Annotated in this window: 25 protein-coding genes and 1 tRNA gene; 9 read left to right on the top strand and 17 right to left on the bottom strand. The window is 63.5% G+C overall.

Annotated features, from left to right (window positions below; all coding sequences use genetic code 11):
• Positions 1-52 precede the first annotated feature (52 nt).
• Positions 53-140, top strand: a tRNA-Ser gene (locus SJY18_RS12920).
• A gap of 135 nt (positions 141-275) precedes the next feature.
• Here SJY18_RS12920 and SJY18_RS12915 read toward each other — a convergent pair.
• Entirely contained in the window at positions 276-1769 is a 1494-nt protein-coding gene (locus SJY18_RS12915; RefSeq protein WP_396667863.1) for an MFS transporter, read from the bottom strand.
• Between the two features lie 99 nt (positions 1770-1868).
• Entirely contained in the window at positions 1869-2381 is a 513-nt protein-coding gene (locus tag SJY18_RS12910; protein ID WP_396667862.1) for a GNAT family N-acetyltransferase, read from the bottom strand.
• A gap of 103 nt (positions 2382-2484) precedes the next feature.
• Here SJY18_RS12910 and SJY18_RS12905 point away from each other — a divergent pair, with 103 nt between their 5' ends.
• Positions 2485-3507: an LLM class flavin-dependent oxidoreductase gene (locus SJY18_RS12905; RefSeq protein WP_396667861.1), complete on the top strand. Its 1023-nt coding sequence runs from the start codon at positions 2485-2487 to the stop codon at positions 3505-3507.
• A gap of 101 nt (positions 3508-3608) precedes the next feature.
• Here SJY18_RS12905 and SJY18_RS12900 read toward each other — a convergent pair whose 3' ends face one another.
• The 5 genes from SJY18_RS12900 to SJY18_RS12880 form a co-directional block, all read right to left on the bottom strand.
• Positions 3609-4148, bottom strand: a complete 540-nt coding sequence (locus SJY18_RS12900; protein WP_337337449.1) for a bifunctional nuclease family protein — start codon at positions 4146-4148, stop codon at positions 3609-3611.
• A 39-nt stretch (positions 4149-4187) separates the two neighbouring features.
• Positions 4188-4853: a deoxyribose-phosphate aldolase gene (gene deoC / locus SJY18_RS12895; protein ID WP_396667860.1), complete on the bottom strand. Its 666-nt coding sequence runs from the start codon at positions 4851-4853 to the stop codon at positions 4188-4190.
• Positions 4854-5007: 154 nt separating this feature from the next.
• Entirely contained in the window at positions 5008-5208 is a 201-nt protein-coding gene (locus SJY18_RS12890; protein ID WP_396667859.1) for a hypothetical protein, read from the bottom strand.
• 7 nt (positions 5209-5215) lie between these two features.
• Complete coding sequence (locus SJY18_RS12885) at positions 5216-6652, bottom strand: SDR family NAD(P)-dependent oxidoreductase (protein WP_396668922.1); 1437 nt, start codon at positions 6650-6652, stop codon at positions 5216-5218.
• A gap of 152 nt (positions 6653-6804) precedes the next feature.
• Positions 6805-7515 carry an NUDIX hydrolase gene (locus SJY18_RS12880; RefSeq protein ID WP_396667858.1) on the bottom strand — a complete coding sequence of 237 codons (711 nt, stop codon included), beginning with the start codon at positions 7513-7515 and terminating at the stop codon, positions 6805-6807.
• Between the two features lie 616 nt (positions 7516-8131).
• Here SJY18_RS12880 and SJY18_RS12875 point away from each other — a divergent pair.
• Complete coding sequence (locus SJY18_RS12875) at positions 8132-8335, top strand: cold-shock protein (RefSeq protein ID WP_337337445.1); 204 nt, start codon at positions 8132-8134, stop codon at positions 8333-8335.
• 116 nt (positions 8336-8451) lie between these two features.
• Here the strand turns inward: SJY18_RS12875 and SJY18_RS12870 are convergent, their stop codons facing one another.
• Together SJY18_RS12870 and SJY18_RS12865 are read right to left on the bottom strand one after the other, a co-directional pair.
• A complete protein-coding gene (locus SJY18_RS12870; protein ID WP_337337444.1) occupies positions 8452-9096 on the bottom strand; it encodes an SDR family oxidoreductase in 645 nt (214 codons plus the stop codon).
• Positions 9097-9161: 65 nt separating this feature from the next.
• Positions 9162-9725 (bottom strand): NYN domain-containing protein, encoded by a 564-nt coding sequence (locus SJY18_RS12865; protein ID WP_337337443.1) that lies wholly within the window; start codon positions 9723-9725, stop codon positions 9162-9164.
• Positions 9726-9860: 135 nt separating this feature from the next.
• On the opposite strand from SJY18_RS12865, the gene SJY18_RS12860 reads away from it, so the two are divergent.
• On the top strand, positions 9861-10202 hold the full coding sequence (locus tag SJY18_RS12860; RefSeq protein ID WP_337337442.1) for an HNH endonuclease signature motif containing protein: 342 nt from the start codon (positions 9861-9863) through the stop codon (positions 10200-10202).
• Between the two features lie 9 nt (positions 10203-10211).
• Here SJY18_RS12860 and SJY18_RS12855 read toward each other — a convergent pair whose 3' ends face one another.
• A complete protein-coding gene (locus tag SJY18_RS12855) occupies positions 10212-11633 on the bottom strand; it encodes an amidase (protein WP_396667857.1) in 1422 nt (473 codons plus the stop codon).
• Between the two features lie 80 nt (positions 11634-11713).
• On the opposite strand from SJY18_RS12855, the gene SJY18_RS12850 reads away from it, so the two are divergent.
• Positions 11714-12073 (top strand): hypothetical protein, encoded by a 360-nt coding sequence (locus tag SJY18_RS12850; RefSeq protein WP_337337440.1) that lies wholly within the window; start codon positions 11714-11716, stop codon positions 12071-12073.
• 37 nt (positions 12074-12110) lie between these two features.
• On the opposite strand, the gene fdhD is transcribed toward SJY18_RS12850, so the two are convergent.
• Positions 12111-12968 (bottom strand): formate dehydrogenase accessory sulfurtransferase FdhD, encoded by an 858-nt coding sequence (gene fdhD / locus SJY18_RS12845; protein WP_396667856.1) that lies wholly within the window; start codon positions 12966-12968, stop codon positions 12111-12113.
• A 3-nt stretch (positions 12969-12971) separates the two neighbouring features.
• On the bottom strand, positions 12972-14060 hold the full coding sequence (moaA, locus tag SJY18_RS12840; protein WP_396667855.1) for a GTP 3',8-cyclase MoaA: 1089 nt from the start codon (positions 14058-14060) through the stop codon (positions 12972-12974).
• Positions 14061-14261: 201 nt separating this feature from the next.
• On the opposite strand from moaA, the gene SJY18_RS12835 reads away from it, so the two are divergent.
• Genes SJY18_RS12835 through cydC form a run of 4 tightly spaced genes read left to right on the top strand, consistent with a single transcriptional unit; the run spans position 14262 to position 20192 of the window.
• Complete coding sequence (locus SJY18_RS12835) at positions 14262-15707, top strand: cytochrome ubiquinol oxidase subunit I (RefSeq protein ID WP_396667854.1); 1446 nt, start codon at positions 14262-14264, stop codon at positions 15705-15707.
• Positions 15708-15716: 9 nt separating this feature from the next.
• Positions 15717-16748, top strand: a complete 1032-nt coding sequence (gene cydB, locus SJY18_RS12830) for a cytochrome d ubiquinol oxidase subunit II (protein WP_396667853.1) — start codon at positions 15717-15719, stop codon at positions 16746-16748.
• A 43-nt stretch (positions 16749-16791) separates the two neighbouring features.
• The gene (gene cydD / locus SJY18_RS12825; protein WP_396667852.1) at positions 16792-18498 is read left to right on the top strand and encodes a thiol reductant ABC exporter subunit CydD; all 1707 of its coding nucleotides are present in this window, start codon (positions 16792-16794) and stop codon (positions 18496-18498) included.
• Positions 18495-20192 (top strand): thiol reductant ABC exporter subunit CydC, encoded by a 1698-nt coding sequence (cydC, locus tag SJY18_RS12820; RefSeq protein ID WP_396667851.1) that lies wholly within the window; start codon positions 18495-18497, stop codon positions 20190-20192. The genes cydD and cydC overlap by 4 nt, the downstream gene beginning before the upstream one ends.
• Here cydC and SJY18_RS12815 read toward each other — a convergent pair.
• The 5 genes from SJY18_RS12815 to SJY18_RS12795 are packed head-to-tail and all read right to left on the bottom strand — an operon-like array spanning position 20189 to position 23870.
• A complete protein-coding gene (locus SJY18_RS12815) occupies positions 20189-20788 on the bottom strand; it encodes a GNAT family N-acetyltransferase (RefSeq protein ID WP_396667850.1) in 600 nt (199 codons plus the stop codon). The genes cydC and SJY18_RS12815 overlap by 4 nt on opposite strands.
• Positions 20757-21896, bottom strand: coding sequence for a sulfate/molybdate ABC transporter ATP-binding protein (locus SJY18_RS12810; RefSeq protein WP_396667849.1), 1140 nt, complete (start codon positions 21894-21896; stop codon positions 20757-20759). The genes SJY18_RS12815 and SJY18_RS12810 overlap by 32 nt, the downstream gene beginning before the upstream one ends.
• Positions 21893-22690, bottom strand: coding sequence for an ABC transporter permease (locus SJY18_RS12805; protein ID WP_337337432.1), 798 nt, complete (start codon positions 22688-22690; stop codon positions 21893-21895). Before SJY18_RS12805 ends, SJY18_RS12810 begins: the two co-directional genes overlap by 4 nt.
• A complete protein-coding gene (modA, locus tag SJY18_RS12800; protein ID WP_396667848.1) occupies positions 22687-23475 on the bottom strand; it encodes a molybdate ABC transporter substrate-binding protein in 789 nt (262 codons plus the stop codon). Before modA ends, SJY18_RS12805 begins: the two co-directional genes overlap by 4 nt.
• A 2-nt stretch (positions 23476-23477) precedes the next feature.
• Positions 23478-23870 (bottom strand): TOBE domain-containing protein, encoded by a 393-nt coding sequence (locus tag SJY18_RS12795; RefSeq protein WP_337337430.1) that lies wholly within the window; start codon positions 23868-23870, stop codon positions 23478-23480.
• Positions 23871-23920: the final 50 nt, after the last annotated feature.

Here is a 23920-nt window from a genome sequence, read left to right as displayed (position 1 = left end):
CAGTCGGCCAGCGCAGACAAGGTAGGATTGTCTGCGGCCCTCACGGGCTGCTGGAGGATTCGCCTAGTGGCCTATGGCGCACGCTTGGAAAGCGTGTTGAGTGAAAGCTCTCAGGGGTTCGAATCCCCTATCCTCCGCCATGTGATGTCTCGCGACATATGTCTCATATGTCGCGAGACATCTGTCATTTATGGGGCCATCTGCCTGGTTCTTCTTCGTTGGCCTGCCCACACCTCGCGACGCCCGGCAGCATCCCCATCGCCAGCTTCTTTTATCTATCCGGCGCGCGGGGCGGGAGCGGCCGGGAGCACTTCGATGACCGCGCCGGTATCGACTTGTTCAAGGCTCATGCCGACGGTGTTGATGCGGAACTTCCAAGTGATCACGGCCCCTAGCAGCGATGTCGCGACAAGCACGGTCAACAGCACACCCTGACCCCACACGTCGAGCAGGGTGGGAAACAGAAAGGCAGTCAGCACGGCGCCCACTTTTCCCGCGGATGCCGCGAACCCTGCGCCCTTTCCCCGCACACGCGTCGGGAAGACTTCTCCGGCGAGCACATACGTCATCGTGTTCGGGCCGAGGTTGGTCGAGAAGTTGAAGATCATGAAGCCCGCAAAGATCGCAAACGTCGGGTTCTCGAAGAACACCGACGACGCGGCGATCGCTAGGCCGACGCCGCAGCCGATGAATCCAACGACTTGAAGACGGATGCGTCCGACTCGGTCGACCAGAAAGAGTGCCACTGCAAGACCGACGAGCAAGAAGGTGTCGATGATGAACGCGCCCTCGGCGCCCTGCAGGTCGCTCGCGATCACGCCAGATACGGTGTCGTCGAGACCCGTGGTGTCGGTGCCGAGCGTGGTCGCGATAACGATCGGGGTGAAAATGCCGATGCCGTAGGTGCCGAGGTCTTGCAGAAACCAAGGCACGCTGGTCAGGATCGTCGCGCGACGCAACGGACGTTTGAACAGCGTCTTTATGCTCGACTGAGACGCTTTCTGGTCAGCCTTCACCGCGTCAACGACCGGCGCCTCACGCGTAATGCGCAAGTCGCCCGCCTTGTGGTCTCCGAAACAGAGGGCGGCAAGCACCGCTTCGGCTTCGTCATAGCGGCCCTTCGACGCCAGCCAATGCGGGCTCTGGGCCGTGAAAATGCGCGCGATCGTGACGACGAACGCGGGAATGATCACAAGGGCGAACATGATGCGCCAGTCGGAGAGCTCTTCGCGTTGGCTGAGCACCAGCATTCCCACACCGGTGCCGGCAACCGCTCCGACCGCTTGGAAGCCGAACGCCGCGAGCACTCTGCGGCCGCGAATCTTGGTCGGAAGCGTCTCAGAGATCATCAAGTGCGCGACCGGATAATCGGAGCCAAGAGCCAGGCCAGTGCCGAGCAGAAACAGCAGGAAGATCGGCAACGAATTGCTGAACGATACGCCAACGAGGCACGCAGTGAGCAGGCCCATCTCCCATAGGAAAAGCGGGCGCCGGCCCACTTTGTCAGCGAGCCCACCCAGAGCAGAAGCACCGATCAGAATGCCCAGCAGGGGCATGGCCGTGACCAATCCGATCTGCGCGGTGGACAACGAATATTGCGCGGCGATCAGCGGCGTTGCCACACCGACGAGAAAGACGATCATGCCTTCGAAGAACTTGCCGGCAGCGGCCAAGAACCACGTGCGCTGTTGCAACGCGGTGAGTCCGGCCTGCCCCGTCTCGTCAATGTGTTCCGAAACAGTGCGAGTCACGGGTGCAGTTACAGCCATCAGCGTCTCCTAGATCCCAGGCATCGAGTGGATCCAGGTTGCGGCATCAGTGTTAACAGCGGGCGAACGGCAACTCGCGCGGCAACAGCCGCAGGCATCTCAGTCGCTGCCTGCGAGGGCGCTGCGGCGCTCGACCAACACGGTGTCGCGCCACGTACCAGCGAACGGTCCCGAACCTGCTCGCGCGATCCGTTCCCTCGTACCGACGACCCGGAACCCGAGTGATTCGTGCAACCGCTGGCTCGCGGTGTTGTCAGCAAAAACGCTCGCCTGGATTGTCCAGATGCCTTCGCTTTCACACGCGGCGATGAACGCCATCAGCAGCAACCGGCCAACTCCGCGGCCTCGAGCATCAGGACTGACATAGACCGAGTGTTCGACGACTCCCCTATACGCTGGCCTGGACGACACCCGCGATCCTGCCACCCACCCAGCGACGGTCCCGCCGTCATCGACAGCGACGAATCGCGCAATAGACAGCTTTCCCGCGTCGAACGAATCCCAGCTCGGGGTCGAGGTCTCGAACGTTGCGAGGCCGTCATCGATCCCTGCGGCGTAGATCATCTCTACCGCAGGCCAATCAGCCGCATCCAATGCGCGCACCTGCATCATCGAGCCGGCCTCCTTCTTATCAGGTCGGTTCCACGATATCGGGGGCACCGATACGTAATGCATTCATGGGAATGGATGCCGCTGGCGTACCGTTGCATCCACTATGCAAAGCTTCGGCACTCTCTCATTCGGACACTATGGCCCTCTCGGCGGCGGCCGCATCCTGACCGCTGGCGACTCAATGAAACAGGCCATCGACCTGGCGCAGGGCATGGACGAGCTTGGCGCGAACGGTGTCTACTTTCGGGTGCACCATTTCGCTCGCCAACAGGCCGCCCCCTTGCCGCTGCTCGCCGCGATCGCGGCTACGACGAAGCGCATCGAGATCGGCACGGGCGTAATCGACATGCGCTACGAGAACCCGCTCTATCTCGCCGAAGAAGCCGCCGCGGTGGATCTGATCAGCGACGGACGACTCGCACTCGGTGTCAGCCGCGGCTCACCCGAGTCGGTCGTACGCGGCTACGAAGCGTTCGGCTACACCGGCGCGAACGACCCGCGCGGGGCTGACATCGCTCGCGAGCACTTCTCTACCTTCCTCCGCGCGGTCGAGGGCGAGGGCATGGCAGAGCGCGACCCGCACTCCCCCTTTGGTGGTGGAACCGGACCGCAGCGAATCGAACCGTATTCCCCCGGTCTGCGTTCCCGAATCTGGTGGGGTGCTGGCAACAGCGAGACCGCCGAGTGGGCTGGGCGAACCGGCGTCAACCTGATGTCGTCGACGCTGCTCACCGAGTCTGGCGATGTGCCGTTCGACGAGCTGCAGGCGAGACAGATCGACGTCTTCCGCAACGCGTGGCGCGACGCCGGACATGCCGGCACACCCCGGGTCTCGGTCAGTCGTTCGATCTTTCCCATCACAACTGCCGAAGAAGACATGTACTTCGGCGGTCGACAGGATGGTGACCAGGTGGGCGTGATCGACGGCATGCGCTCAACATTCGGCAAGACATACGCGGCAGCCCCCGATGTGCTCGTCGAGCAGCTGCTCGGCGACGCCGCAATTCAGAGCGCCGATACCCTCATGCTGACGATCCCAAGCCAGCTGGGCGTCGAGTTCAACCTTCGCATTGTGGAGTCTTTTGCCAAGCACGTCGCCCCTTCGCTGGGGTGGAAGCCTCAGTGATGCGATGCCGGCTGGCAGCGAGCTCAGCGTTGACGGTGCTCAAGCGCATCGAGGGTGCGCTTGAGCTGATCGCTGTCCGCTGAGGCCGACCCCGAGCCCAGTCAACCGCGAAAATCGTCGGGATCGACGTTCTCCAAGAAGCGCTTGAACTCATCGACGCGTTCTTCGGCGACAACAGGATCGACGACCTCGGGATCAACTGCGCCGTGTGCAACTTCTTCGTCGTCGGTCACCTCGTCGACGATGCCTGCCTGAAGAATCACCTCGTCTGCGACCCAGAGCTCGGCGCCGACGCGCGAGGCGAGCGCGATCGCATCAGACGGTCGCGCATCAATGCGATGGGTGCCGCCACCGGCGTTGAGAACGATCTCGGCGTAGTACGTGCCCTCGGTGATACGCGTGATCTCGATTCGCTGCACGATCGCATCGAGGCTGGCCAGCATTGAGCGCATCAGATCGTGCGCAAACGGCCGCGGGGTTTCGGCGCCTTCCACCGCGACGAGAATTGAAGTTGCCTCTTGTGCCCCTATCCAAATGGGCAGAATCTGACCTTCACCCGGCAGCTCATCGATCGGCTTGAGCAATATGACATGCTGTCCTGCCGGATCGAGGGCAATACCGGCCACACGCACCTGAACCATCAACACTCCCTCCGCGGTAGCGGTCGGTGTGAAGCCAGGCTAGTAGGTGCCGAGCGCTTCGCGGTCTTCGAGAATGGCGCGAGTGCTCGACAGCCCCAAACGTGTGGCACCTGCCGCGATCATGGCCTCAGCGTCAGAACGCGTGCGAATCCCGCCGGACGCCTTCACTTCGAGCCGGTCGCCGACCGTCTGCTTCATCAGCGATACGGCGTGAAGCGACGCGCCACCCGCCGGGTGAAATCCGGTCGACGTCTTGACGAAGTCGGCCCCGGCTGCCTCGGCCGCGCGGCAGCTCGCAACGATCGCTTCGTCCGATAGCGCAGCCGACTCGATGATCACCTTGAGAACCACGGGCTTGGGTGCAGCCTCGCGCACCGCGCGGATGTCGGCCTCGACGGCGTCGTAGCGCCCTTCGATCGCCGCGCCAAGATCAATCACCATGTCGATCTCGTCGGCGTGGTTGAGGGCCGCAAGCCGGGCCTCTGCCGCTTTGATCTCGCTGTGGTGTTTTCCGCTGGGAAAACCAACCACAACGGCAAGCTTCAACTCTTCGGGTAGCTCAACCGGAAGCACCGAGGGTGACAGGCAAACGCTGTAAGCGCCCAGCTCTGCGGCTTGAGAGATTGCTGCTTCGACATCTGCCGTCGTGGCGGCGGGAGCGAGCAAGGTGTGGTCTACGTACGTGGCCAGATCGGCAATAGTCATGAAGTGTCTCCTTGGCGCATATCAGGCGGCGAGCCCGCGGGAGCGGACTGATAAACCGGTGCTGACGACGACGATGGCGACAACGAGGCCGATTTCGCGCTCAGTTCGGCCACCGTCGAGTCTAGTGGGCACGCCTGGACACGAGCCGAACCTGCTATGGCCGACGTGGTGGCGCGGGCGGAACTTCTTTGGCCGCGATCACTGCGCCGCGCGGAATCGTCGCTACGCCGCGCTTGCCGTCGACCACGAGCGTCTGTTCGTCTGCGCTCAGCAACTCACCCAGAGCATCGGTCGCCTGCCCCGTCGGCAAGATATAGCGCACGACGACACGAGCACCGGGTGACGGCAGGTTCACGGCAGCGTCACCACTGCCCGCGTTCGTAGTCCTTCAAGAAGACACCGAACAGATCTTCACCGTCTTCACCACGCACGATGGGGTCGTACACCCGCGCCGCACCGTCGACCAGGTCGAGCGGAGCATGAAATCCTTCTTCAGCCAAGCGCACCTTGGTCGGGTGGGGTCGCTCGTCGGTGATCCATCCGGTATCGACGCTCGTCATCAGAATCTGGTCGCTTTCGAACATCTCCCGCGCGCTCGTGCGCGTCAGCATGTTGACCGCGGCCTTCGCCATGTTGGTGTGAGGATGCCCCGGCCCTTTGTAGCCCCGGTTGAAGACGCCCTCCATCGCACTGACATTCACGATGTACTTGCGGCGCGCAGGGCTTGCGACCATTGCAGGCCGCAGCTTGGAGATCAGCAAGAACGGCGCGGTCGTATTGGCAAGCTGCACCTCAAGCATCTCGAGCGGGTCGACTTCTTCGACACGCTGAGTCCACGAGTTGATCCCGTGCAGATCGGGAATGAGGCCGCCAGCATCGATTGCCGTGCCTGCGTTGAGGCGCTCAAGCGAGCTGGATCCGGCTGCCATCGCCTGCTCGGTGAGCTCATCGGCTCGCGACGCTGCCGCGGCGAGCACCGGGTGCGCGGCAACCGAACGCTCGAGAGCCTGCGGGTGCTGGTCGTTGGTGTGCCCAAAGGTCACCAGCTCCGGAAGGGGGCCGTCAGGCAGTGGCGAGAGTTCCGCATCGACCAGGGGCTGATACGCACCGGGCGAGCGCCGCACGGTTTGCGTAGCGTTGTTGATCAGAATGTCGAGGGGTCCTGCCGCAGCAACGTCTTCGGCGAGACCGATCACCTGCGCTGGATCCCGCAGATCGATGCCTACGACCTTGAGACGGTGCAGCCAGTCTGCCGAATCGGGAAGGCTCGAAAAGCGACGCACAGCGTCGCGTGGGAAGCGGGTAGTGATCGTCGTGTGCGCGCCATCTCGCAACAGGCGCAGCGCAATGTACATTCCGATCTTGGCGCGTCCGCCGGTGAGCAGAGCGCGCCGATCGGTCAGATCGGTACGAGCGTCGCGCTTGCGGTGGCTGAGGGCCGCACACTCCGGGCAGAGCTGATGATAGAAAGCGTCCACCACGGTGTAGGGCTTCTTGCAGATGTAGCAGCCGCGCGCTTTGATCAGCGTTCCCGCCGTGGGCGCAGTCGTGGCGGTGCTGATCGGGATGCCGCGAGTCTCATCGTCGATGCGGTCGGGTGCTCCCGTAGCCGTCGCAGCCACAACGGCACGATCAGCGTCAGCAACCATGGCTCGAAGCTCTCGACGCCGTTCCCGCTTCACCGCCTTGAACATCGCGGCCGTGGCGCGGCGCACCGTGATGTAGTCGGGATGCGCTTCGTTCATCTGCGCCATGTTCTCAAGCACACGAAGTGTCGTCGCGAGATCGTCGGCATCGATGCCTGCACCGAGATCAGTGCTGGCACCGAGATCAGTGCTGGCACCGAGATCGATGCCCGCTTCCAGATCGTCGGGCAGAGACTCAGCAGGGTCGGTCGGCGAAGAAGGCACACACAAGTGTATTGCGACGGATGCTGAAGGTGCGGTGGCCTTCAGCCCACAGGCGGCTCAAACGGAAGCACGCGAGCAGCATCCCACTGCTCAGTCCAGCCGAGGGACTCAAAGACCGCGTCGAGCAACATGGCGGTGAAGCCCCACACGAGGTGCTCATCGCCGGCGTATGTCGTGATGAAGCCTGGGCCACGCCACTCGTGACCGTCGCGCCGCAAGACGGTCGTTCCTCGGTTGGCGGGGTTGAGCAGGTCTGCCACCGGCACGCGAAAGACGTGTGAAGACTCGGCCTCATCGACGACACCGACCGCCGTCGGGTGTCGCCACCATCCGATCACCGGCGTCACCATGTGGCGCGAGAAAGCGAGCGGCACCTCGGGCAACTCGCCGAGCACCTCGACGCCTGCCGGGTCGAGGCCGGTCTCTTCCCTCGCTTCTCGAAGGGCCGCCGCCACGACCGAGTCGTCCTCCGGGTCGACTCGGCCTCCGGGGAACGCAACTTGTCCGGCGTGTGAACGCAACGTGGACGCTCGCGCCAACAACAACACGTCTAGATCTTGCGAGACGGCAGCGTCTTGCGCGTCATGTCTGCTCGGCAACGAATCGAGCACACCGAACAAGATGAGAACAGCGGCTTTGCGCGACGCGGCAGCCGCAGGCATCCCCTCAAAAGCGTCGAAGCTGTGCTCGGCGTTGTTGACGAGAGCGATTAATGCATCGCGGGCGTTCAGCGCGCGCTGGCCGGCAGACATCTTTTCAGGCTACGCCGCTCAGCGACTCGGCGCTGAATCGGCAGATGGCTAGGGTGTCGAGCCGCTCCTCGAACCAGATCCGCAGCAGACGCGTGCAGAGATCGGTTGCCGTGCTATGCTGATTGTTGCCCATTCGGGTACGCGTCACATTCCTCAATGCCTCACTGTGGAGTAGCAGACAACTGTGGAGTAGCAGACAGCCTGACGCCCGGATCGTCACCATGACATCCGCCTCAAACCTTCGACTTCCGCGCACGAGCGTCTGTATCGCCGCGCATCACCTGAAAGCTGCATGACCCTCGTAATTCCCACCATCTCGTCATCACGGCCGTCGCTCAATTGGCGACAAGCTGATAACGATGTTTTCGTCGCAACCGCTGCAGGCGAGTACGCTGGCTTTGTCGGCATTACTCCGCTCGGATACGAAGCGCATGGCGCGCAAGGCGAAGATCTCGGTATACACGGCACAAGTGAACTCGCCCATGCAGTGGTTGCGGCATCCGCAGCCCCGATAACACCCCTCGCGGATATTCCGCGTCTCATACGCCCGCTCCGCACACGTCGGCGCGGCACTCCCGGTCGCTCACGCGGCCCACAAAGTAAAAGGAAAGACACGATGGCCACTGGCACCGTGAAATGGTTCAACTCCGAAAAAGGCTTCGGCTTCATCGCTCCTGACGATGGCGGCGCCGACCTGTTCGCGCACTTCACCGCGATCACGGGCGACGGATACAAGGAGCTCCGCGAAGACCAGAAGGTCGAATTCGAAGCGGAGCGTGGCCCCAAGGGCATGCAGGCCGCTAACATTCGCCCGCTCTGATTTCATCCGTTGGCCGGGGTTGCGTAAGCTCCCCGGCCAACGAATGGGCTTTCCTGCCCGGATTTTTAGCGTGCTCTCCTCTGAACACATCTCACTCTTGTGAGCGGCGACTCAGATCAACGAGCCACGGCCTCACTGATTGCTGTAGCGCCCTCGTTGAATCGGATCGTTCGTCTGATCGTCGAATCGTCCGCCAACACGGCCGCAATGACTGAAGCCACATCGCCGCGCGACACCTTCGATGGCGCATCAGCGTCCACCTCGATCTGACCTGTCGGCTCGTCGAGCGTCAGCGTGCTCGGTGCGACGATAGTCCAGTCGAGCCCGCTCGCGCGCAGGTGCTCATCTGCGGCAGCCTTCGCTTCTGCATACGCGAAGAACGAGTTGTCACGCGGAACACCGTGATCTGCTCCGGCGCCGAAGTACGACACCATCACATACCGCGACACGCCCGCGGCTACTGCCGCGTCGATCGTGCGTATTGCCGCGTCGCGGTCTACGGCATAGGTGGTTTCGGCACTGGCACCACCCGCGCCGGCCGACCACACAACCGCTTCATTTCCGCTGATCACGTTGCTCAACTGATCAGTGTCAAGCATCTGGACGTCGGCTACGAGCGGCGTAGCTCCCGCAGCCGCGACGTCTGACTCGTGATCCGGGTTGCGAATCACCGCCGTCACGTGGTCACCACGCCCGGTCAACAGCGGTTCGAGCAACAGCGCAATCTTGCCGTGCCCACCAATTAACAGAACTCGAGACATCTCACACTCCAATCGGGTCGCTCCGAGCCTACGTTCGTTTGGGCTGTGGAAGACCTCGGCGCAATTCAGCGCAAAAAGGTGTATGGGTCGTACTCTTCAATCGGGATGACCCGCACCCGCGGAAGCGGGGCGTCAAAGACTTCGGCGTCAAATTCAAGATCGAATTTCTCTAGGCCAGCGATCGCCCCGAAGCCGATGTTGCGAAACTCGGCGAACGCGAGCAAGCCCACGCGACGCTCTGAGTCGATCAGCGCCTCGATATCTTCGAGAAAGTCGCCGTCATGGCTGACCAAAATGACATCTTCATGCCGGTGGCGCAGCGCCTGCAGAGTGCGCTGAATCGCGATGTCGACAACTTTCTCGTCGGGAGCTCCCGAAAGCGGAACTACTCGATAGTCCATCGCCTTGAGCGCTTGAACGAAAGACATCGGAATGCCGCTGGACGCGTTGAGAAAGAACAGTCCCTGCGCATCTTGGCGCCAGGTTCGTCGGGCGAAAGCGATCAAACGGTCCCAGCGTGGGCGCTCGTCAGGTTGCGGTCGTCGACCGAGAATCGATGAGCCCAGTGTGGCGTCGATGTTCTCGCCGTCGACCAGCACCCAGGTGATGCGTTCATCGTGTTCGCTCACTGGTTCCTCTCGATCTGCCGCGACTCGCGACCTGCAATGATCCTACGGGCACACCATGCTCCTGCTCTCGCAGCGCCGTGCAGGCAGACCGCGCGTCACCTGCTCGAGGTGAGTGCTCGAAGATACGCTGGCGACATGGCCGCCCCCAATTCGCGCCGCGCTCGTGCGCAGCGGCGACGCGTGAAACGTGTCGCGACTTCAGGCAGCGATCTGACCGATGCGCAGTGGGCTGCGATCTCTGAGGCCTGGGCGCAGTGCGCGTACTGCGGCAAAGCAGACGGCCCGTTTCAACGTGATTGCGTGTTGCCGATATCTCGCGGCGGCCGCTACACGCTCGACAATGTCGTGCCCGCGTGCCGGTCGTGCAATGCAAGCAAGTCCAACGACGAAGTCACCGCGTGGCTCCGTCGCAAACGGCTCGATGAGCCCGCGTTCCTGCTGCGATACCGCCAGGTGGTGCTCGAACTCAGCGGCTGAGTGCGCCCATCAGGCCGTCCCGGGCCAGACGCACGCCATCTCGATGTCTCGGGCCGCACGCAATGCCACTTCGTCACCGTTCATCGGGCCAATCACCTGCACACCGGTGGGAAGAGACGCAGCATCCAGCCCAGTGGGAACAGCGACAGCTGGCAACCCGAGAAAATTTGCGGCAAGAGTGAGCCACAGCGACCGCCAGGCATCCATTGCCTGTGGCTGACCTCCCAGGTCAAAATCCACGGCAGGAATACCCGAGGCGAGCACCGGGCCCAGGATCAGTGGGATGTGTTGCTGCAGTTGGCGCCACTCGGCCGCCACTACCACCCGCTGCGCCCATGCGTCGGCATACTCGCGCGCTGTCTCGTAGGGCCGTGCTGCGGCCGTGCTGTCGCGCATGAACGCGGTGGCCGCTTCTCCCAACGGCACTGCGAGATCGGCAGGATCGAGGGTGAAGAGCATGTCGGTGCAGGCGAGCCGTCGCCACGAAGTCGCTGCTTGTTCCAGGCGCGGCAGGTCGATCTCGACGACGTCCCACCCTGCGGCGCCCAATGCGTCAACGGCCTTGTCGATGGATGCTGCCACTCCCGGCTCGACGGGCCACCCTGCCGCTCCCCTGACGACACCGACACGACGCGGCGCGCTATCGGGGTCGAGCGCAACCGCATCGACCGAGACGCCATCACGTGGATCCGACCCGAGCAGCACCTGGAACGCCAACTCAAGATCAGCAACATTCCGAGCGATGGGCCCATTCACTGAGAACTGTTGCAACGTCATGGCGACACCTTCGCCGCAAACGGCCGAGCGAGGCACTCTGCCGTGAGACGGCCGCACGGCGCAGACGCCTACGGCATGGGCGGGAATGCGCAGTGAACCGCCGAAATCGTTGCCGAGGCCGATGCTCGACATTCCCGTTGCGACCGCCGCTGCGTCGCCGCCGCTTGAGCCGCCCGCGGTGCGGTGCCGGTTCCATGGGTTGAGCGTTCGGCCGAAGAGTTCGTTGTCGGTATCCCATCGCATTCCGAAGTCGGACATGTTCCCGCGCCCTACGGGAACCGCGCCCGCGGCGCGCATGCGCGAAACGATCACCGCATCTTCGGGTGGGATGTTCTCCATCGCCCCGCGCCAGCCGTTTGTGGTGGGCGACCAGGTCAGGTCGATGTTCTCTTTCACCGTGAATGGCACCCCCGCGAGTGGGCCCGGGTCAAGGCCCGCCGATACGGCTTCGTCAACCTCTCGCGCTGCCGCGAGTGAACGGTCGGCAAAAGTCGCGGTGACGGCGTTGATCGAATCATTGATCGCAGCGATGCGAGACAGATGGGTCTGCATGACCTCGACCGCGCTCAGCTGCGCTGTACGCACGGCAACGGCGATCTCTTGCGCTGTGCGCTGCATTTGCACGGGTTCGCGGCTTTCGGCGGGGCTCACCATCCGAGGCTAGTGCGTGCCGTATTGGTCGGCATCACGCTCGTGGGCTGAGTTGTGCCGCGTGACCTACTAAAGTTCTGCGTATGGCTTCAGAACAGCAGGAACACCATGGCGGCGCGCTGAGCGGAAACGGCAGCCCAGGACTGTGGGGGGCGCTGTTCGGTCTGATCATCGCTGCATTCATCGCGATTCCCCTCTCGGCAGCATTCTCGTTCGCTACGCACCCTCAGACTCAGCAGCTATTCGGGGGGCGGCTGAGCGAGGCGACCCAGGGCGGCTACGTCGCTTTCTGGTGGATTGTCGCGATCTTCTTGGCGGCGCTGCCGTTCTTGGTCGGCTTCGCCGTGGCCAAGATGTCGGGAAAAACGCTTGCCATCGTGGGCGCGATCGTCGCTCTCTTCGTGATCACAGTGCTCGTAATGGGTCAGCTCTTCGTCTTCTAAGACGCATCCCCCAAAGACTGGCTAGTCGACGGGCTGATCAGTCCGCCAGGATCCGTTCTGCGTGCGAGTAGACGTTCATCGTCGTGCCACGCACGAAGCCAGCCAGAGTAAGACCTGATGCTGTCGCCAGCTCGGCGGCGAGGGTTGAAGGCGCTGATACGGCCGAGAGAATCGGAATGCCGGCCATCACCGCCTTCTGCACCAGCTCGAAACTCGCTCGCCCCGATACCTGCAACACGACCCCTGTAAGCGGCAAGCGGTCATTCAACAGTGCCCAGCCGATGACCTTGTCGACCGCGTTGTGTCGGCCGACGTCTTCGCGCACCACGTACCGCTCGCCCGATACCGCGTCGTACAACCCTGCGGCGTGAAGGCCGCCGGTGCGCGCAAACGCGACCTGGTCTTCACGCAGACGATCGGGAAGCGCGGCAAGGGCGTCGGCCGAAACAGTCACACGATCCAGCGAGGGGTCGAACTTCGATGCCGTCTCGATCGCGTCAATGGAGGCCTTGCCACACACTCCGCATGAACTCGTGGTGTAGAAATTGCGCGCGAGCTCTGGGGCTGGAAGCGTGACGTCAGGGGCGAGCGCTACGTCGAGCACGTTGTACGTATTTCCCTCTTCGGTGCCGCTGAGCGCGCCGCCGGGGGTGCCAGCGCCACCACAATGGATGGCGTTGCGAAACTGGCCGCGCTGCGAGATCACACCCTCTGACACCAAAAATCCGGCGGCGAGCTCAACGTCGTGGCCGGGCGTGCGCATCGTGACCGCGAGCGGTTTGCCCATCACTCGAACCTCAAGTGGCTCCTCGACGGCGAGGTCGTCGGCTCGCTTGCGCGATCCCGACCCCAGGGTGATCTTGACGACCGGTCGGCGCGCGGTGATGCGGCCCATTGTTCAGCCGCCGATCGCGTTCATGCCACGAGCGGGCTGCAGGAACGAGGGATCGTTGATGGCATGGCCGGGAAGCTTGCCGCGCACGCAGGCGCGAAGCATCCGATCGACTGCGACCTCACGACTCTGGCTCGACTCGCGATCGGTCGCCCGCAGGATCGGGAGCAGGTCATACTCCGTCTCTGAAAAGAGACAATTGCGCAGCTGCCCGTCAGCAGTCAGCCGCAACCGGTCACAGTCCCCACAGAACGGCGCCGTGACCGAGGCGATGACGCCCACCGTGTGGTCGGTGTCATCGAGCGTCCACCGCTCGGCTGGCGCACCACCGCGCCCGGGAATCGGGGTCAGCGTCCACCGACTGGCGAGGGTCTCCAAGATCTCTTCACGCGTGACCATGCGCGTGCGATCCCACGTGTGGCCTGCATCGAGCGGCATTTGCTCGATGAAGCGCATCTGCGCGTCGTGGGCTACCGCGAACTCGACGAGTTGAACCAGCTCGTCATCGTTGACATCGCGCATGGCGACAGCATTGATCTTCAGCGGGCGAAGAGCAGACGCTGCCGCAGCTTCAATTCCCGCGAGGACGTCATCGAGACGGTCACGCCGGGTGAGCTCGTGGAACCTCTCGGGGCGAATGGTGTCGAGCGAGATGTTCAAGCGATTCAGGCCCGCATCGATCAGACCAGGCAGCTTCTCGGGCAGGCCGATGCCGTTGGTCGTCATAGCGATTTCGACAGGTCTTGCGTCAGGCCCCCGAATCTCGCCGAGTCGCCGCACGACCTCGACGATGTCGGTTCGAAGCAGGGGCTCTCCGCCCGTCAGCCGAAAGGTGGTGATGCCGTTCGCTGCAGCAATCGTCGCGATCTGCACGATCTCGTCGAGGGTCAAGATGCTCGTGCGAGCCAGCCATTCATTGCCCTGTTCTGGCATGCAGTAGGTGCACCGTAGCGAGCACCGATCCGTGAGCGAAATTCGCAGGTCTCGATGCACGCGGCCAAAGGTGTCAACGAGCGGATCGCCAGGCGAAGCCGACGAGGCGTCGCCTTCGGTGGGATCTGAACGAATGCCGATCGTCACCGGCACCGCGCTCAAGCGCGAACCCCCGCTGCAACGACCCCGACCATACCTTGAGCCTAATCGCCGCAAAGTCAGTGGGGGCCATGTGCTCCCGGTGCGAGGCCGGGCGCGGTTGCCAGCCGGTTCGCGAGATTTCTTCTGCGCGACTACCGTCCCACTGCGAGAGCCTGATATGGTGTGGTCAGACCACATCGTTTGAGCGATCGGAGCGCCTCCGTGGACCTGCTGGATCCCCTGTTACTGGCCCGCTGGCAATTCGGGCTCACGACGCTCTATCACTTTCTGTTCGTTCCGCTCACGCTCGGGATGGCATTGACAGTTGCGATCTTTCAGACCGCCTGGTTTCGCACTGGGAACGTGAAATGGCTGCATTTGACGCAGTTCTTCGGCAAGATCTTCCTGATCAACTTCGCAATGGGAGTTGTTACCGGCATCGTGCAGGAGTTCCAGTTCGGCATGAACTGGTCGTCATACTCCCGATTCGTTGGCGACGTGTTCGGGGCGCCGCTCGCCTTCGAAGGGCTGATGGCCTTCTTCTTTGAAGCGACCTTCATCGGGCTGTGGATCTTCGGGTGGGACAAGCTGCCCAAGGGCCTGCACCTGGCTAGCATCTGGATTGCCACTATCGGCGCGTGGTTCTCGGCGTATTTCATCCTCGCCGCGAACGCCTTCATGCAGAATCCTGTGGGATACCAGATGGCGCAAGACGGTGGCCGAGCCGAGATGACCGACTTCTTTGCCGTGCTGACCAATCCGGTCGCGCTCGCCGCACTCCCCCACACCCTCTTCGCCGCCTTCATGATGACGATGGGGGTCATCATCTCGATCTCTGCGTGGCACCTCGTGCGCGGGCAGAACATCGAGATGATGCGTTCGTCGTTGCGTTACGGCCTGTGGGGCATGATCATCGCGTTCGGCGGCACCGCGCTCTCTGGCGACCAGCTCGGTCTGGTGATGGTGGCGACGCAGCCGATGAAGATGGCTGCGGCTGAGGCTCTCTATGACACCGCCTGTGGCGCCGACGCGTCGTTCTCGATCTTCACGCTGGGAACGCCGGATGGTACGAGCGAACTGTTCTCGATTCGCATCCCGTTCTTGCTGTCGTTCCTTTCCACACACACTCTCGACGGCTGCGTCGAGGGCATCAACGACTTGAACATGCAGTACACGACCGAGCTGTTCCCCCAGTTCGCAGACCAGGTCGACGGCAACTTCGCCCCGATCCTGTGGGTCACATACTGGTCGTTTCGCTGGATGATCGGCCTCGGCGCTATCGCCGCTCTCACTGCCGTCGTCGGATTGTGGCTCACTCGCAAGAAGGCAAAGCGCGAGGTGCCTACGTGGGCATGGCGACTGGCCATCTGGGCATGGCCGGCGTCGCTCGTAGCAATTCTCGTCGGTTGGGTGTTCACCGAAATGGGTCGACAGCCGTGGATCGTGTTCGGTCTGATGCTCACCGAAGACGGAGTGTCGCCGAGCGTGCCCGGCTGGACCGTACTCATCTCGCTCATCTCGTTTACGGCGATCTACGCCATCCTCGCAGTCGTCGAAGTTGGTCTCATCATGAAGACCACTCACGCCGGGCCAGCACCGCTGCCCGGTCCCGACGACCCCGATCCGCGTGAGCGGTCGGTCGAAGACACCCCCACGACGGTCTACTAGGAGAGCGCCATGGATCTCGCATACATCTGGTTCTTCATTGTCGGATTCCTTTTCGTCGGCTACTTCGTTCTCGATGGCTTCGACTTCGGCGTCGGAATGTCGTTGCCCTTCCTCGGCAAGAACGACGTCTCACGCCGTCAGGTCATCAACACGATCGGTCCGGTCTGGGATCTGAATGAAACATGGGTCATTGTCGCCGGCGCTTGCCTGTTCGCGGCGTTCCCGGAGTGGTACGCGACCCTGTTCAGCGGGTTTTACCTAGCGCTGCTGCTGATTCTGCTCGCGCTGATCTTGCGAGGCGTCTCGTTCGAGTACCGCCACCAGCGCGACAGTGTGAAGTGGCGTAAGCGCTTCGACACGATGATCGTGGTCGGCTCAGCCGTTCCCGCACTGCTGTGGGGCGTCGCTTTCGCCAACATCGTGCAGGGTGTTCCGATCGACGCAAACCACGAGTTCACCGGGTCTTTCCTGACACTGCTCAACCCGTACGGCCTGCTGGGGGGCCTCACGACCCTGTTGCTGTTCTTCACCCATGGCGTGTATTTCGTGGCGCTGAAGACCGATGGGCAGGTGCATGCAGATGCACGCGTGCTCGCGCGCCGTTCGGGCATGCTGACCGTCGTGGTCGCAGCCGCATTCTTGATCTGGACGATCTTCATCGCCGCCGAACACGGTGCTCCGTTTTTGGTTCTGGTCATCGCGGGCGCCGCTATCGCCGCCGTCGCGCTGATCGTGTCGCTCATCTTCAATATGCGAGATCGCGAAGGGTGGGCGTTCGGCTTCGGCGCGCTCACCATCGTCGCAGCCGTGCTCACCCTCTGGTTCGCGTTGTTCCCGAACGTGATGCCTTCCTCGACCGACCCGGCCTTCAGCCTGTCGATCGAGAACGCTTCGAGCACCGACTACACGCTCACGATCATGACTTGGGCGGCGGTGATCTTCCTGCCGCTTGTGCTGCTCTATCAGGGCTGGACGTACTGGATCTTCCGCAAGCGAGTGACCCGGTCGCACATCGAAAAAGCGGCAGCCGTGACCCATTGAGCTCACAAGCACACGAGGGCCGCAGCGGTAGAGTCAGAGGGTTGTGAATCAAGAGTCGGATGCTGAAGCGCCCCCGCGCACACGGGGCGCACCCGTCGATCCGCGTCTGTTGCGCTATGCGAGTGCGTCACGAGCGTTCTTCGCGGCGATCGCCATCATCGCGCTGCTGCAAACAGCATTGATCGTGGCCTTCGCGTGGCTTCTCACGCGGGCGATCGTCACGGCGATCGATGGCGAACCGGTGCAGTCACTGGCACCGACGCTCGCTCTGCTCGCGGCTGTCGTTGCGGCGCGCTCGCTGTTGCTGTGGGCACGTGAATCAATCGCGGCGCGCGCAGCATCCAGAGTGCAAACACAGCTGCGCTCTGCGCTGGTGAAGGCGGTAGGAGAACTGGGCCCCGGTTGGCTGGGACCGCGCAACTCCACCGAGTTGGCGGTGACAGCGGGGCGGGGCCTCGACGCACTCGAGGCCTACTTCGGTCGCTACCTGCCACAGCTGGTGCAAACCGCCATCGCCACTCCCGTGCTCATCATCGTGATGTGGTGGTCGGATTGGATCTCGGGCTTGACCGTGGTGCTGACCCTTCCGCTCATCCCGATCTTCATGGTGCTGATCGGTCTTGCCACTCAGAAGGTGCAGCGACAGCAGTGGAAGACGCTGCAGCACCTTGCCTCGCGATTCGCTGACACCGTGCAGGGCCTGGCAACGCTCAAGATCTTCGGTCGACAGCATCGCGCGGTGGCCTCAATCGAGCGTGTTACCAATGACTACCGTCGCGAAACCATGCGCGTTCTTCGCGTGTCGTTTCTGTCGGGATTCGCGCTCGAGTTCTTGGCGAGCATCTCGGTGGCGATTATCGCCGTGTCGATCGGCTTTCGCCTGATTGACGGAGCAATGTTGCTCACCGTCGGGCTCTTCGTGCTTCTTCTCGCTCCCGAGGCCTACCTGCCGCTTCGGCAAGTCGGCGTGCAGTTTCATGCCGCGGCCGAGGGCGTCGCAGCCACTGATGATGTGTTCGAAGTCTTGGATGCTGCCCGCAACCGTCCATCGTCCGAGGCTCAGCCATCACGCGAGCGATCGCGTGTGCGGCCGGCGCCCACCGCAAGTCTGCGCGTGGCGAGCCTGCAAGTCTCCTACGGCGACCGTGTTCTGCCGCCGGTGACATTCACCGCGAGACCCGGCTCTGTCACTCTTTTCGAGGGCGCCAGCGGAGCGGGAAAGTCAAGCATCTTCGCTGCGCTGCGCGGCGTGGCGGCTTTCAGCGGAAGCGCGCATCTCGGCGACACCGACATTGGCGCCCTGTCACCGTCGGAATGGCTGGCGTGGGCAGGTCAACAAGCGGGTCTGCTTGCTGGCACAGTGCGCGAGAACGTCGCCCTCGGCGACCCGGCCAGCGACGAAGCGATGGTGACCAGAGCGCTGGCGCTTGCATGCGCCGATGAGGTTCACCCCGACGTGGAGCTTGGTGTGCAGGGAGCGGGGCTGTCGGGGGGCCAAGCGCACCGAATTGCGGTGGCTCGCGCGTTCTACCGACACCTGCGCGGGTTCGCCGATGTCATCGCCCTAGACGAACCCAGCGCTGCGCTTGACTTCGAAACCGAGAACAGACTCTGGACCTCGGTGCGAACGCTCGCCGATCGCGGGGCAGTCGTGCTGCTGATCTCTCATCGTTCGACAGCGCGGACGGTTGCTGATCACACTGTGAGCCTGGCTTCATCTTCCATCACCCCAATGCAGGTGCGCTCATGACGCAGGTCACGCCCCGGTCTGACCGGCACACCGCTGCTGGCGTGCTGCGCGGCGCGATGCCCCCGGCGCGCCGTTTCTGGTGGTCGCTGGCTGCGGGGTTCGCCTCAGAGGCTTCGGCGGTGGCTCTGCTCGCCGTCAGCGCGTGGCTCATCGTTCGGGCGAGCGAACAGCCGCCCGTACTGTATCTGTCGGCCGCAGTCGTCGGGGTGCGCTTCTTCGCACTTTCTCGTGCCACCTTCCGATACCTCGAACGCCTGACCGGCCACGACGCGGCCTTGCGTCAGCTCGCCACGACCCGCGCTTCGCTGGTTCGCCGGTTGATCCCGCTCGCGCCGGCCGGCCTTGCCCGATCGGGCCGTGGCTCGGTGTTGGGCGCCCTCGTCGATGACGTCGATGAGCTGCAGAATCTTCCACTGCGTGTCGTGCAGCCGCTGGTGTCATCTGCCGCTGTCGCTGCAGCCGCTGTGGTGCTCGTCGCCTTCGTCTGGTGGCCGGCGGCGCTGACGTTGCTGGCATGTCTCATCGTGGCGGGATCCGTGGCGGCGCTGTGGGGCTGGGCATCAGGCGCGCGCAGCGAACGATCGATTGCGCCGCTACGCGCCCGCTTGGCTGACGCCGTGACGGATCATCTCAGCAACCTCGACGTGCTCATGGCATTCGGCGCCGAGGAGCGAAGCCGCGATCGCATCATTGACGCAGATCGTGCCCTAGGTCGCGCCGTGGTGCGCCGCGCTGCGGCACAGGCGGGCACGACAGCGATCGTCTCGCTGATGGCGGGTGCCGCGTCGATTGCCGCTGTGCTCGTCGCGGTTCCGGGCATCGCGTCAGGGAGCCTCACCGGCCCGTCACTGGCGGTGGCAGTGTTGATACCGATGGCAGTGTTCGAAGTGTTCACCGCCGTACCCATGGCAGCCTCAGCATGGCGACAGGTTCGCGCCTCGGCGGAGCGGATTGCCTACTCGGTGCCGACTGAGCTGCCACGAGAGATGGTGAACGACCATGTCATGCCGACGAGCGACGTGCCCGAGGTCGGCGACGGGGTGCACCTGCGCGGCGCCACGGTTTCGTGGCCTGGGGCGAGCGAGCCGTCACTGCGCAGCATCGATCTGGACGTTCGCCCCGGCGAACGGCTGTTGGTCGTCGGGTCGAGCGGCGCCGGAAAGTCCACCCTCGCGCACACTCTGGTGCGTTTTCTCGAGACCGAAGGCAGCTACGACATCGGTTCGAAGCCAGTCGCTGATCTCGCAAGCGATGATGTGCGTCTCGTTGTTGGCCTCTGCGAACAGCGTCCGATGCTCTTCGACGAAGATATTCGCCAGAATCTGATTTTTGCCAGACCGCGCGCGACCGATAAAGAACTCATCGCGACGATGGAACGCGTCGGGCTTGGCACTTGGCTCAGCGAGCGGGGTGGTCTTGACGCGCGAGTCGGCGAGCGCGGCTCGCTGGTGTCTGGCGGCCAAGCCCAACGCATCGCGCTGGCTCGGGCGTTGCTGCGCGGCTTTCCGATCCTCGTGCTCGACGAGCCCACCGCGGGAGTCGACGCTGATGCGTCAGATGCACTGCTCACCGATCTGCTGACGGCTGTCGGTGATGACCAGGCCGTGGTGCTCATCTCGCATGTGGGCGTGCCATCTGGTCTGGTCGACCGCGTGGTGCGTCTTGAGCAGGGCCGTCTCGTGTCTGCTGGCTAGTGCAAGTGCATTCCGAACGCCTGTACGCCCGCGTGTGATGCGAGCGGGGTAAAGCCGAGGCGCTCGTAGAACGCCAGCGCGCCAAGATTGTCAGCCGACGCTACCAGGTGCAAACCTGATACTTCGCGCGAGCGCAGCTCTGCACACAGCGCCTCAACCAGCTTGCGGCCCCACCCCTGCCCCTGCAGTTCGGGCATCAGATCGATGTGCAAATGCGCCGGATAGTCGTCTCCGTACGGCTCGGCACCGCCACGACGGCTGTAGGCATAGATTAATGTGCCGTCCTGACGGGTGGTCTCTTTCATCGGCCGAGGCCACCGACCGCTGAATTGCGGCCACCATGACGTGGCGAACCAATCTTCAAAGCTTCGCGTGTTCGTCGCACACACCACATATCCCGCTACTCGCCCGTCGTCGGTCTCAACGACCAGAGCCAGTTCGGGGTGCTGCGCGACATATGGCAGCACGAATACTTCTGCCCAGATCTCGTCGTCGTCGAAGACGCCGGTCGCGTCGGCTCCAGCATCGGCGGTCCTGAGACAGATATCGGCGAGAGCCGGTTCATCACCCGGGCGAAACGGTCGAATCTGTGTCATCCGGTGAGTCTAGAGGTGTGCTGAAACGAATGTCGGCGGGATCGATGCGAAGTCGAACCGGCAAACCGGGTGCGATACCGAGTCCGGCAACGCGGTCAGCTGACAGATCGACGATCACTTCAGGCTCCGCGGTGCGCACCCGCACCCCCGCCGGTGTTTGCTCAAGCCGCGTGACTCGTGTGATCCATTCGCCATCATCTGCTTCCACACGATCGGGCAGGCGCAAGGCGCCGGTCCACGTCGTCGCTTCCATTGCCTCCAGCTGCACCTTGGCGGGACTGAAAATGGCGGTGCTCGCACGTGGGGACTGATCATTGCCTCGTTCAATGCGCAACGGGCCGCTCTTCCACACGCCATCGCTCACCGTTCCCGGCACACGGTTGAGTCCCGCTACCGCAGCGGTGAAACGAGTTGCGGGCTCGGCGAGCACTTCGCGCACCCGCCCCTGTTGGGTCACCCTGCCCGCTTCGAGAACGATGAGACTGGTGGCCAGCGATACGGCGTCGACTGCGTCGTGTGTCGCGACGATCGCGGTGGCGCGGGTTGCGGTGAGCTGTTCGTGCAAGAGCGCCCGCACATCCCCTGCCGTCTCAGTATCGAGCGAGGTCAGTGGCTCATCCAGCAGCAGCACCGAGGGCGAAGTGGCGAGCGCCCGCGCGAGCGCGACCCGCTGTTGCTGCCCGCCCGACAATGCCGCCGGGCGGCGCTCCCCCATCCCTGCCAGGCCGACACGCCACAGCCACTCGTCAGCCGAGGTGTCTGCGGTAGCCGCGGGCACGCCGCGCACCCGCAGCCCGAAGGCGATATTCATGTGCGCGCTGAGGTGGGGAAATAGTCGCGGCTCCTGGCTGAGCAGCACTACGCGACGCTCAGGAGGGGCAACATGCGTTCGGCGGTGGGGCGCAGCATCCAACACCCGATCACCGACTTTGATCTCACCTTCGCTCAGCCGAGTGAGTCCGGCGAGCGCGCTCAGCAGAGTTGATTTTCCGGCGCCACTCGGGCCCATCAGAGCCACCACCTCGCCCGCCACTGCGCTCAGCGACGCGTCAAGCGTGAACCCAGCTCGCTGAACTACAAGCCGCGCACAAAGCGCCTCGCCCGTCATCGCTGCGCCTCCGGTCGCCAGGCTCGCACGAGCAACAGCACAGTGATCGCGGTGATGAGCAGCAACAGCGAGAGCGCGACAGCAGTGCCTTGGGTGACACCCGCCCCGTTGAAGGCTGTGTAGATCGCGAGCGGCATCGTCTGGGTGACGCCCGGAGCATTGCCCGCGAACAGCGCGGTCGCACCGAACTCACCCACCGCGCGCGCGAAGCACAACACCACGCCGGAAATGAGCCCTGGCGCGGCGAGCGGCAGTGTGATGCGTCGGAGGATAGTCCAGCGCCCCGCCCCGAGCGCCGCAGCGACCTGCTCGTAGCCCACACCAGTCGCACGCAGCGAGCCTTCAAGTGCCAAAACCAGAAAGGGCAAGGCGACGAACGCCTGGGCGATCACGACCGCCCCAGTTGTGAACGGGATCTGGATTCCCCAATCGCCAAGAAGCCCACCCAACCAGCTTGTTCGGCCGAACAGGAACAGCAGCGCCACGCCGCCGACCATCGGCGGCAGCACGAGGGGAACGGTGACGAGCGCGCGCAGTAGCGCGGCGGTGCGAGAGCCGCTCCTGGCGATCACCAGTGCCAGGGGCACTCCGAAGAGCACACACAGTGCGGTCGCGATCAGCCCGGTGATGAGCGAGAGACCGAGTGCTGACAGCGCCTCGGGTGAGCTGATGTCGCCCCACAGCGTCGACCACTCCACGCGTCCGACGAGAGCGACAAGCGGCAGCACGAGAAGCGCGAGCCCGACAACCGCCGGAACCGCAAGAATGCGGGGAACGAAACCGTTGCGGTTCATGGTGTTTCGAACCCCCACGATCGCAGCACAGCCTGGCCATCGTCGCTCAGCACGAAGTCGATGAATGCCTGAGCGATCTGGGGATCAGCAGCATCGACGAGAGTCGCAATCGGATAGTGATTGACGACGCTAGCCGCGCCCTCTGGCACAATCACTTCGATGTCATCGCGCCCCACCACATCAGTCGCGTAGACAAGCCCCGCGTCTGCTTCACCCGCCGCGACCTTGGTGAGCACAGCGGTGACGTTCTGCTCCAGACTGGCCGCGACCACATGCACGTCACCATAGCCAAGCAGCGTCTGCGCGGCCGAGCCGCAGGGCACCTCAGGTGCGCAGAGCACCACCGCCAGGTCTGGATCCGCGAGATCTGCAATGCTCGTCACCTCGCCCGGGTTCGTCGATGGAACGGCGATCACCAGCGTGTTCGAGGCGAAGAGCTGAGCGCTATCAGCCAACGATTCGTCGATCACCCTGGCCATATTCTGCTCATCGGCAGAGGCGAACACGTCGGCCGGGGCACCCTCAATCAGCTGCGTGGCCAGCACACTTGAACCGTCATACGAGATTGGGCGCACATCGACCGCGGGATGCTGCTGTTCGAACTCACTCGCCAAGTCGTTGAACGCAGCGCCCAGCGACGCAGCAGCGAAGATGGTGAGTTGCCCTTGCAACTCGGTGCCCGAGTAATCTGCCGAGGCTCCGTCACCGCTCGCGCAGCCAACGAGCGCAAGGCCGATCGCCCCCGCAATGATCGCTGCTGAATGCCGACGAAGTCGCTTCGGCACCGTCAGCTCCGCGGCGATTCGATTATCACGTTGGTCGCTTTGACGACCGCTACCGATAGCGAGCCAACTTCCAGCGCGAGGTCATCAACGGCTTCAGCTGAGAGCAGCGAGACGATCCGCTGGGATCCCGCTTGAATGTCGACCTGAGCCATCACGCCGTCACGTTGAATGCGCGTCACGATGCCCACGAATCGGTTGCGCGCGCTCGAGAGCACATCGGTGGGATCGCTCGGCGCCTTCGCGAGCTCTACCGCGTGCGCGGCCAAGTCCTCGCCCGCGATCTCAGCAGGCGATGCTCCCGTCGTCGCGAGTGTTCCGGCATCAACCCATCGGCGCAGCGTATCGTCGCTCACTCCGAGAAGGCGCGCGGCTTCGGCGATCTTATAGGCGGGCACACTGCACAATATCACCGCATATGCGGCAGTGGGGCGGGCGTTTTCTCCGC

Origin of the sequence: Microbacterium sp. R86528 (assembly GCF_044596335.1) — a bacterium.
GTDB classification, from domain to species: Bacteria; Actinomycetota; Actinomycetes; order Actinomycetales; family Microbacteriaceae; genus Microbacterium; species Microbacterium marmarense.
The sequence above is the reverse complement of the archived record's forward strand: the minus strand, read 5'-3'. Positions and strand labels throughout refer to the sequence as shown.

Excerpts from the sequence above, each read along its gene's own strand:
- SJY18_RS12855 (WP_396667857.1), bottom strand. The coding sequence starts at position 11,633 with ATGGTGAGCCCCGCCGAAAGCCGCGAACCCGTGCAAATGCAGCGCACA.
- SJY18_RS12910 (WP_396667862.1), bottom strand. The coding sequence starts at position 2,381 with ATGATGCAGGTGCGCGCATTGGATGCGGCTGATTGGCCTGCGGTAGAG.
- SJY18_RS12905 (WP_396667861.1), top strand. The coding sequence starts at position 2,485 with ATGCAAAGCTTCGGCACTCTCTCATTCGGACACTATGGCCCTCTCGGC.
- SJY18_RS12870 (WP_337337444.1), bottom strand. The coding sequence starts at position 9,096 with ATGTCTCGAGTTCTGTTAATTGGTGGGCACGGCAAGATTGCGCTGTTG.
- SJY18_RS12880 (WP_396667858.1), bottom strand. The coding sequence starts at position 7,515 with ATGTCTGCCGGCCAGCGCGCGCTGAACGCCCGCGATGCATTAATCGCT.
- fdhD (WP_396667856.1), bottom strand. The coding sequence starts at position 12,968 with ATGGGCCGCATCACCGCGCGCCGACCGGTCGTCAAGATCACCCTGGGG.
- SJY18_RS12805 (WP_337337432.1), bottom strand. The coding sequence starts at position 22,690 with ATGAACCGCAACGGTTTCGTTCCCCGCATTCTTGCGGTTCCGGCGGTT.
- SJY18_RS12815 (WP_396667850.1), bottom strand. The coding sequence starts at position 20,788 with ATGACACAGATTCGACCGTTTCGCCCGGGTGATGAACCGGCTCTCGCC.
- SJY18_RS12900 (WP_337337449.1), bottom strand. The coding sequence starts at position 4,148 with ATGGTTCAGGTGCGTGTGGCCGGTATTGCCCTCGATCCGGCAGGACAG.
- cydC (WP_396667851.1), top strand. The coding sequence starts at position 18,495 with ATGACGCAGGTCACGCCCCGGTCTGACCGGCACACCGCTGCTGGCGTG.
- cydB (WP_396667853.1), top strand. The coding sequence starts at position 15,717 with ATGGATCTCGCATACATCTGGTTCTTCATTGTCGGATTCCTTTTCGTC.
- SJY18_RS12915 (WP_396667863.1), bottom strand. The coding sequence starts at position 1,769 with ATGGCTGTAACTGCACCCGTGACTCGCACTGTTTCGGAACACATTGAC.
- deoC (WP_396667860.1), bottom strand. The coding sequence starts at position 4,853 with ATGACTATTGCCGATCTGGCCACGTACGTAGACCACACCTTGCTCGCT.
- SJY18_RS12875 (WP_337337445.1), top strand. The coding sequence starts at position 8,132 with ATGGCCACTGGCACCGTGAAATGGTTCAACTCCGAAAAAGGCTTCGGC.
- SJY18_RS12810 (WP_396667849.1), bottom strand. The coding sequence starts at position 21,896 with ATGACGGGCGAGGCGCTTTGTGCGCGGCTTGTAGTTCAGCGAGCTGGG.
- SJY18_RS12850 (WP_337337440.1), top strand. The coding sequence starts at position 11,714 with ATGGCTTCAGAACAGCAGGAACACCATGGCGGCGCGCTGAGCGGAAAC.
- SJY18_RS12860 (WP_337337442.1), top strand. The coding sequence starts at position 9,861 with ATGGCCGCCCCCAATTCGCGCCGCGCTCGTGCGCAGCGGCGACGCGTG.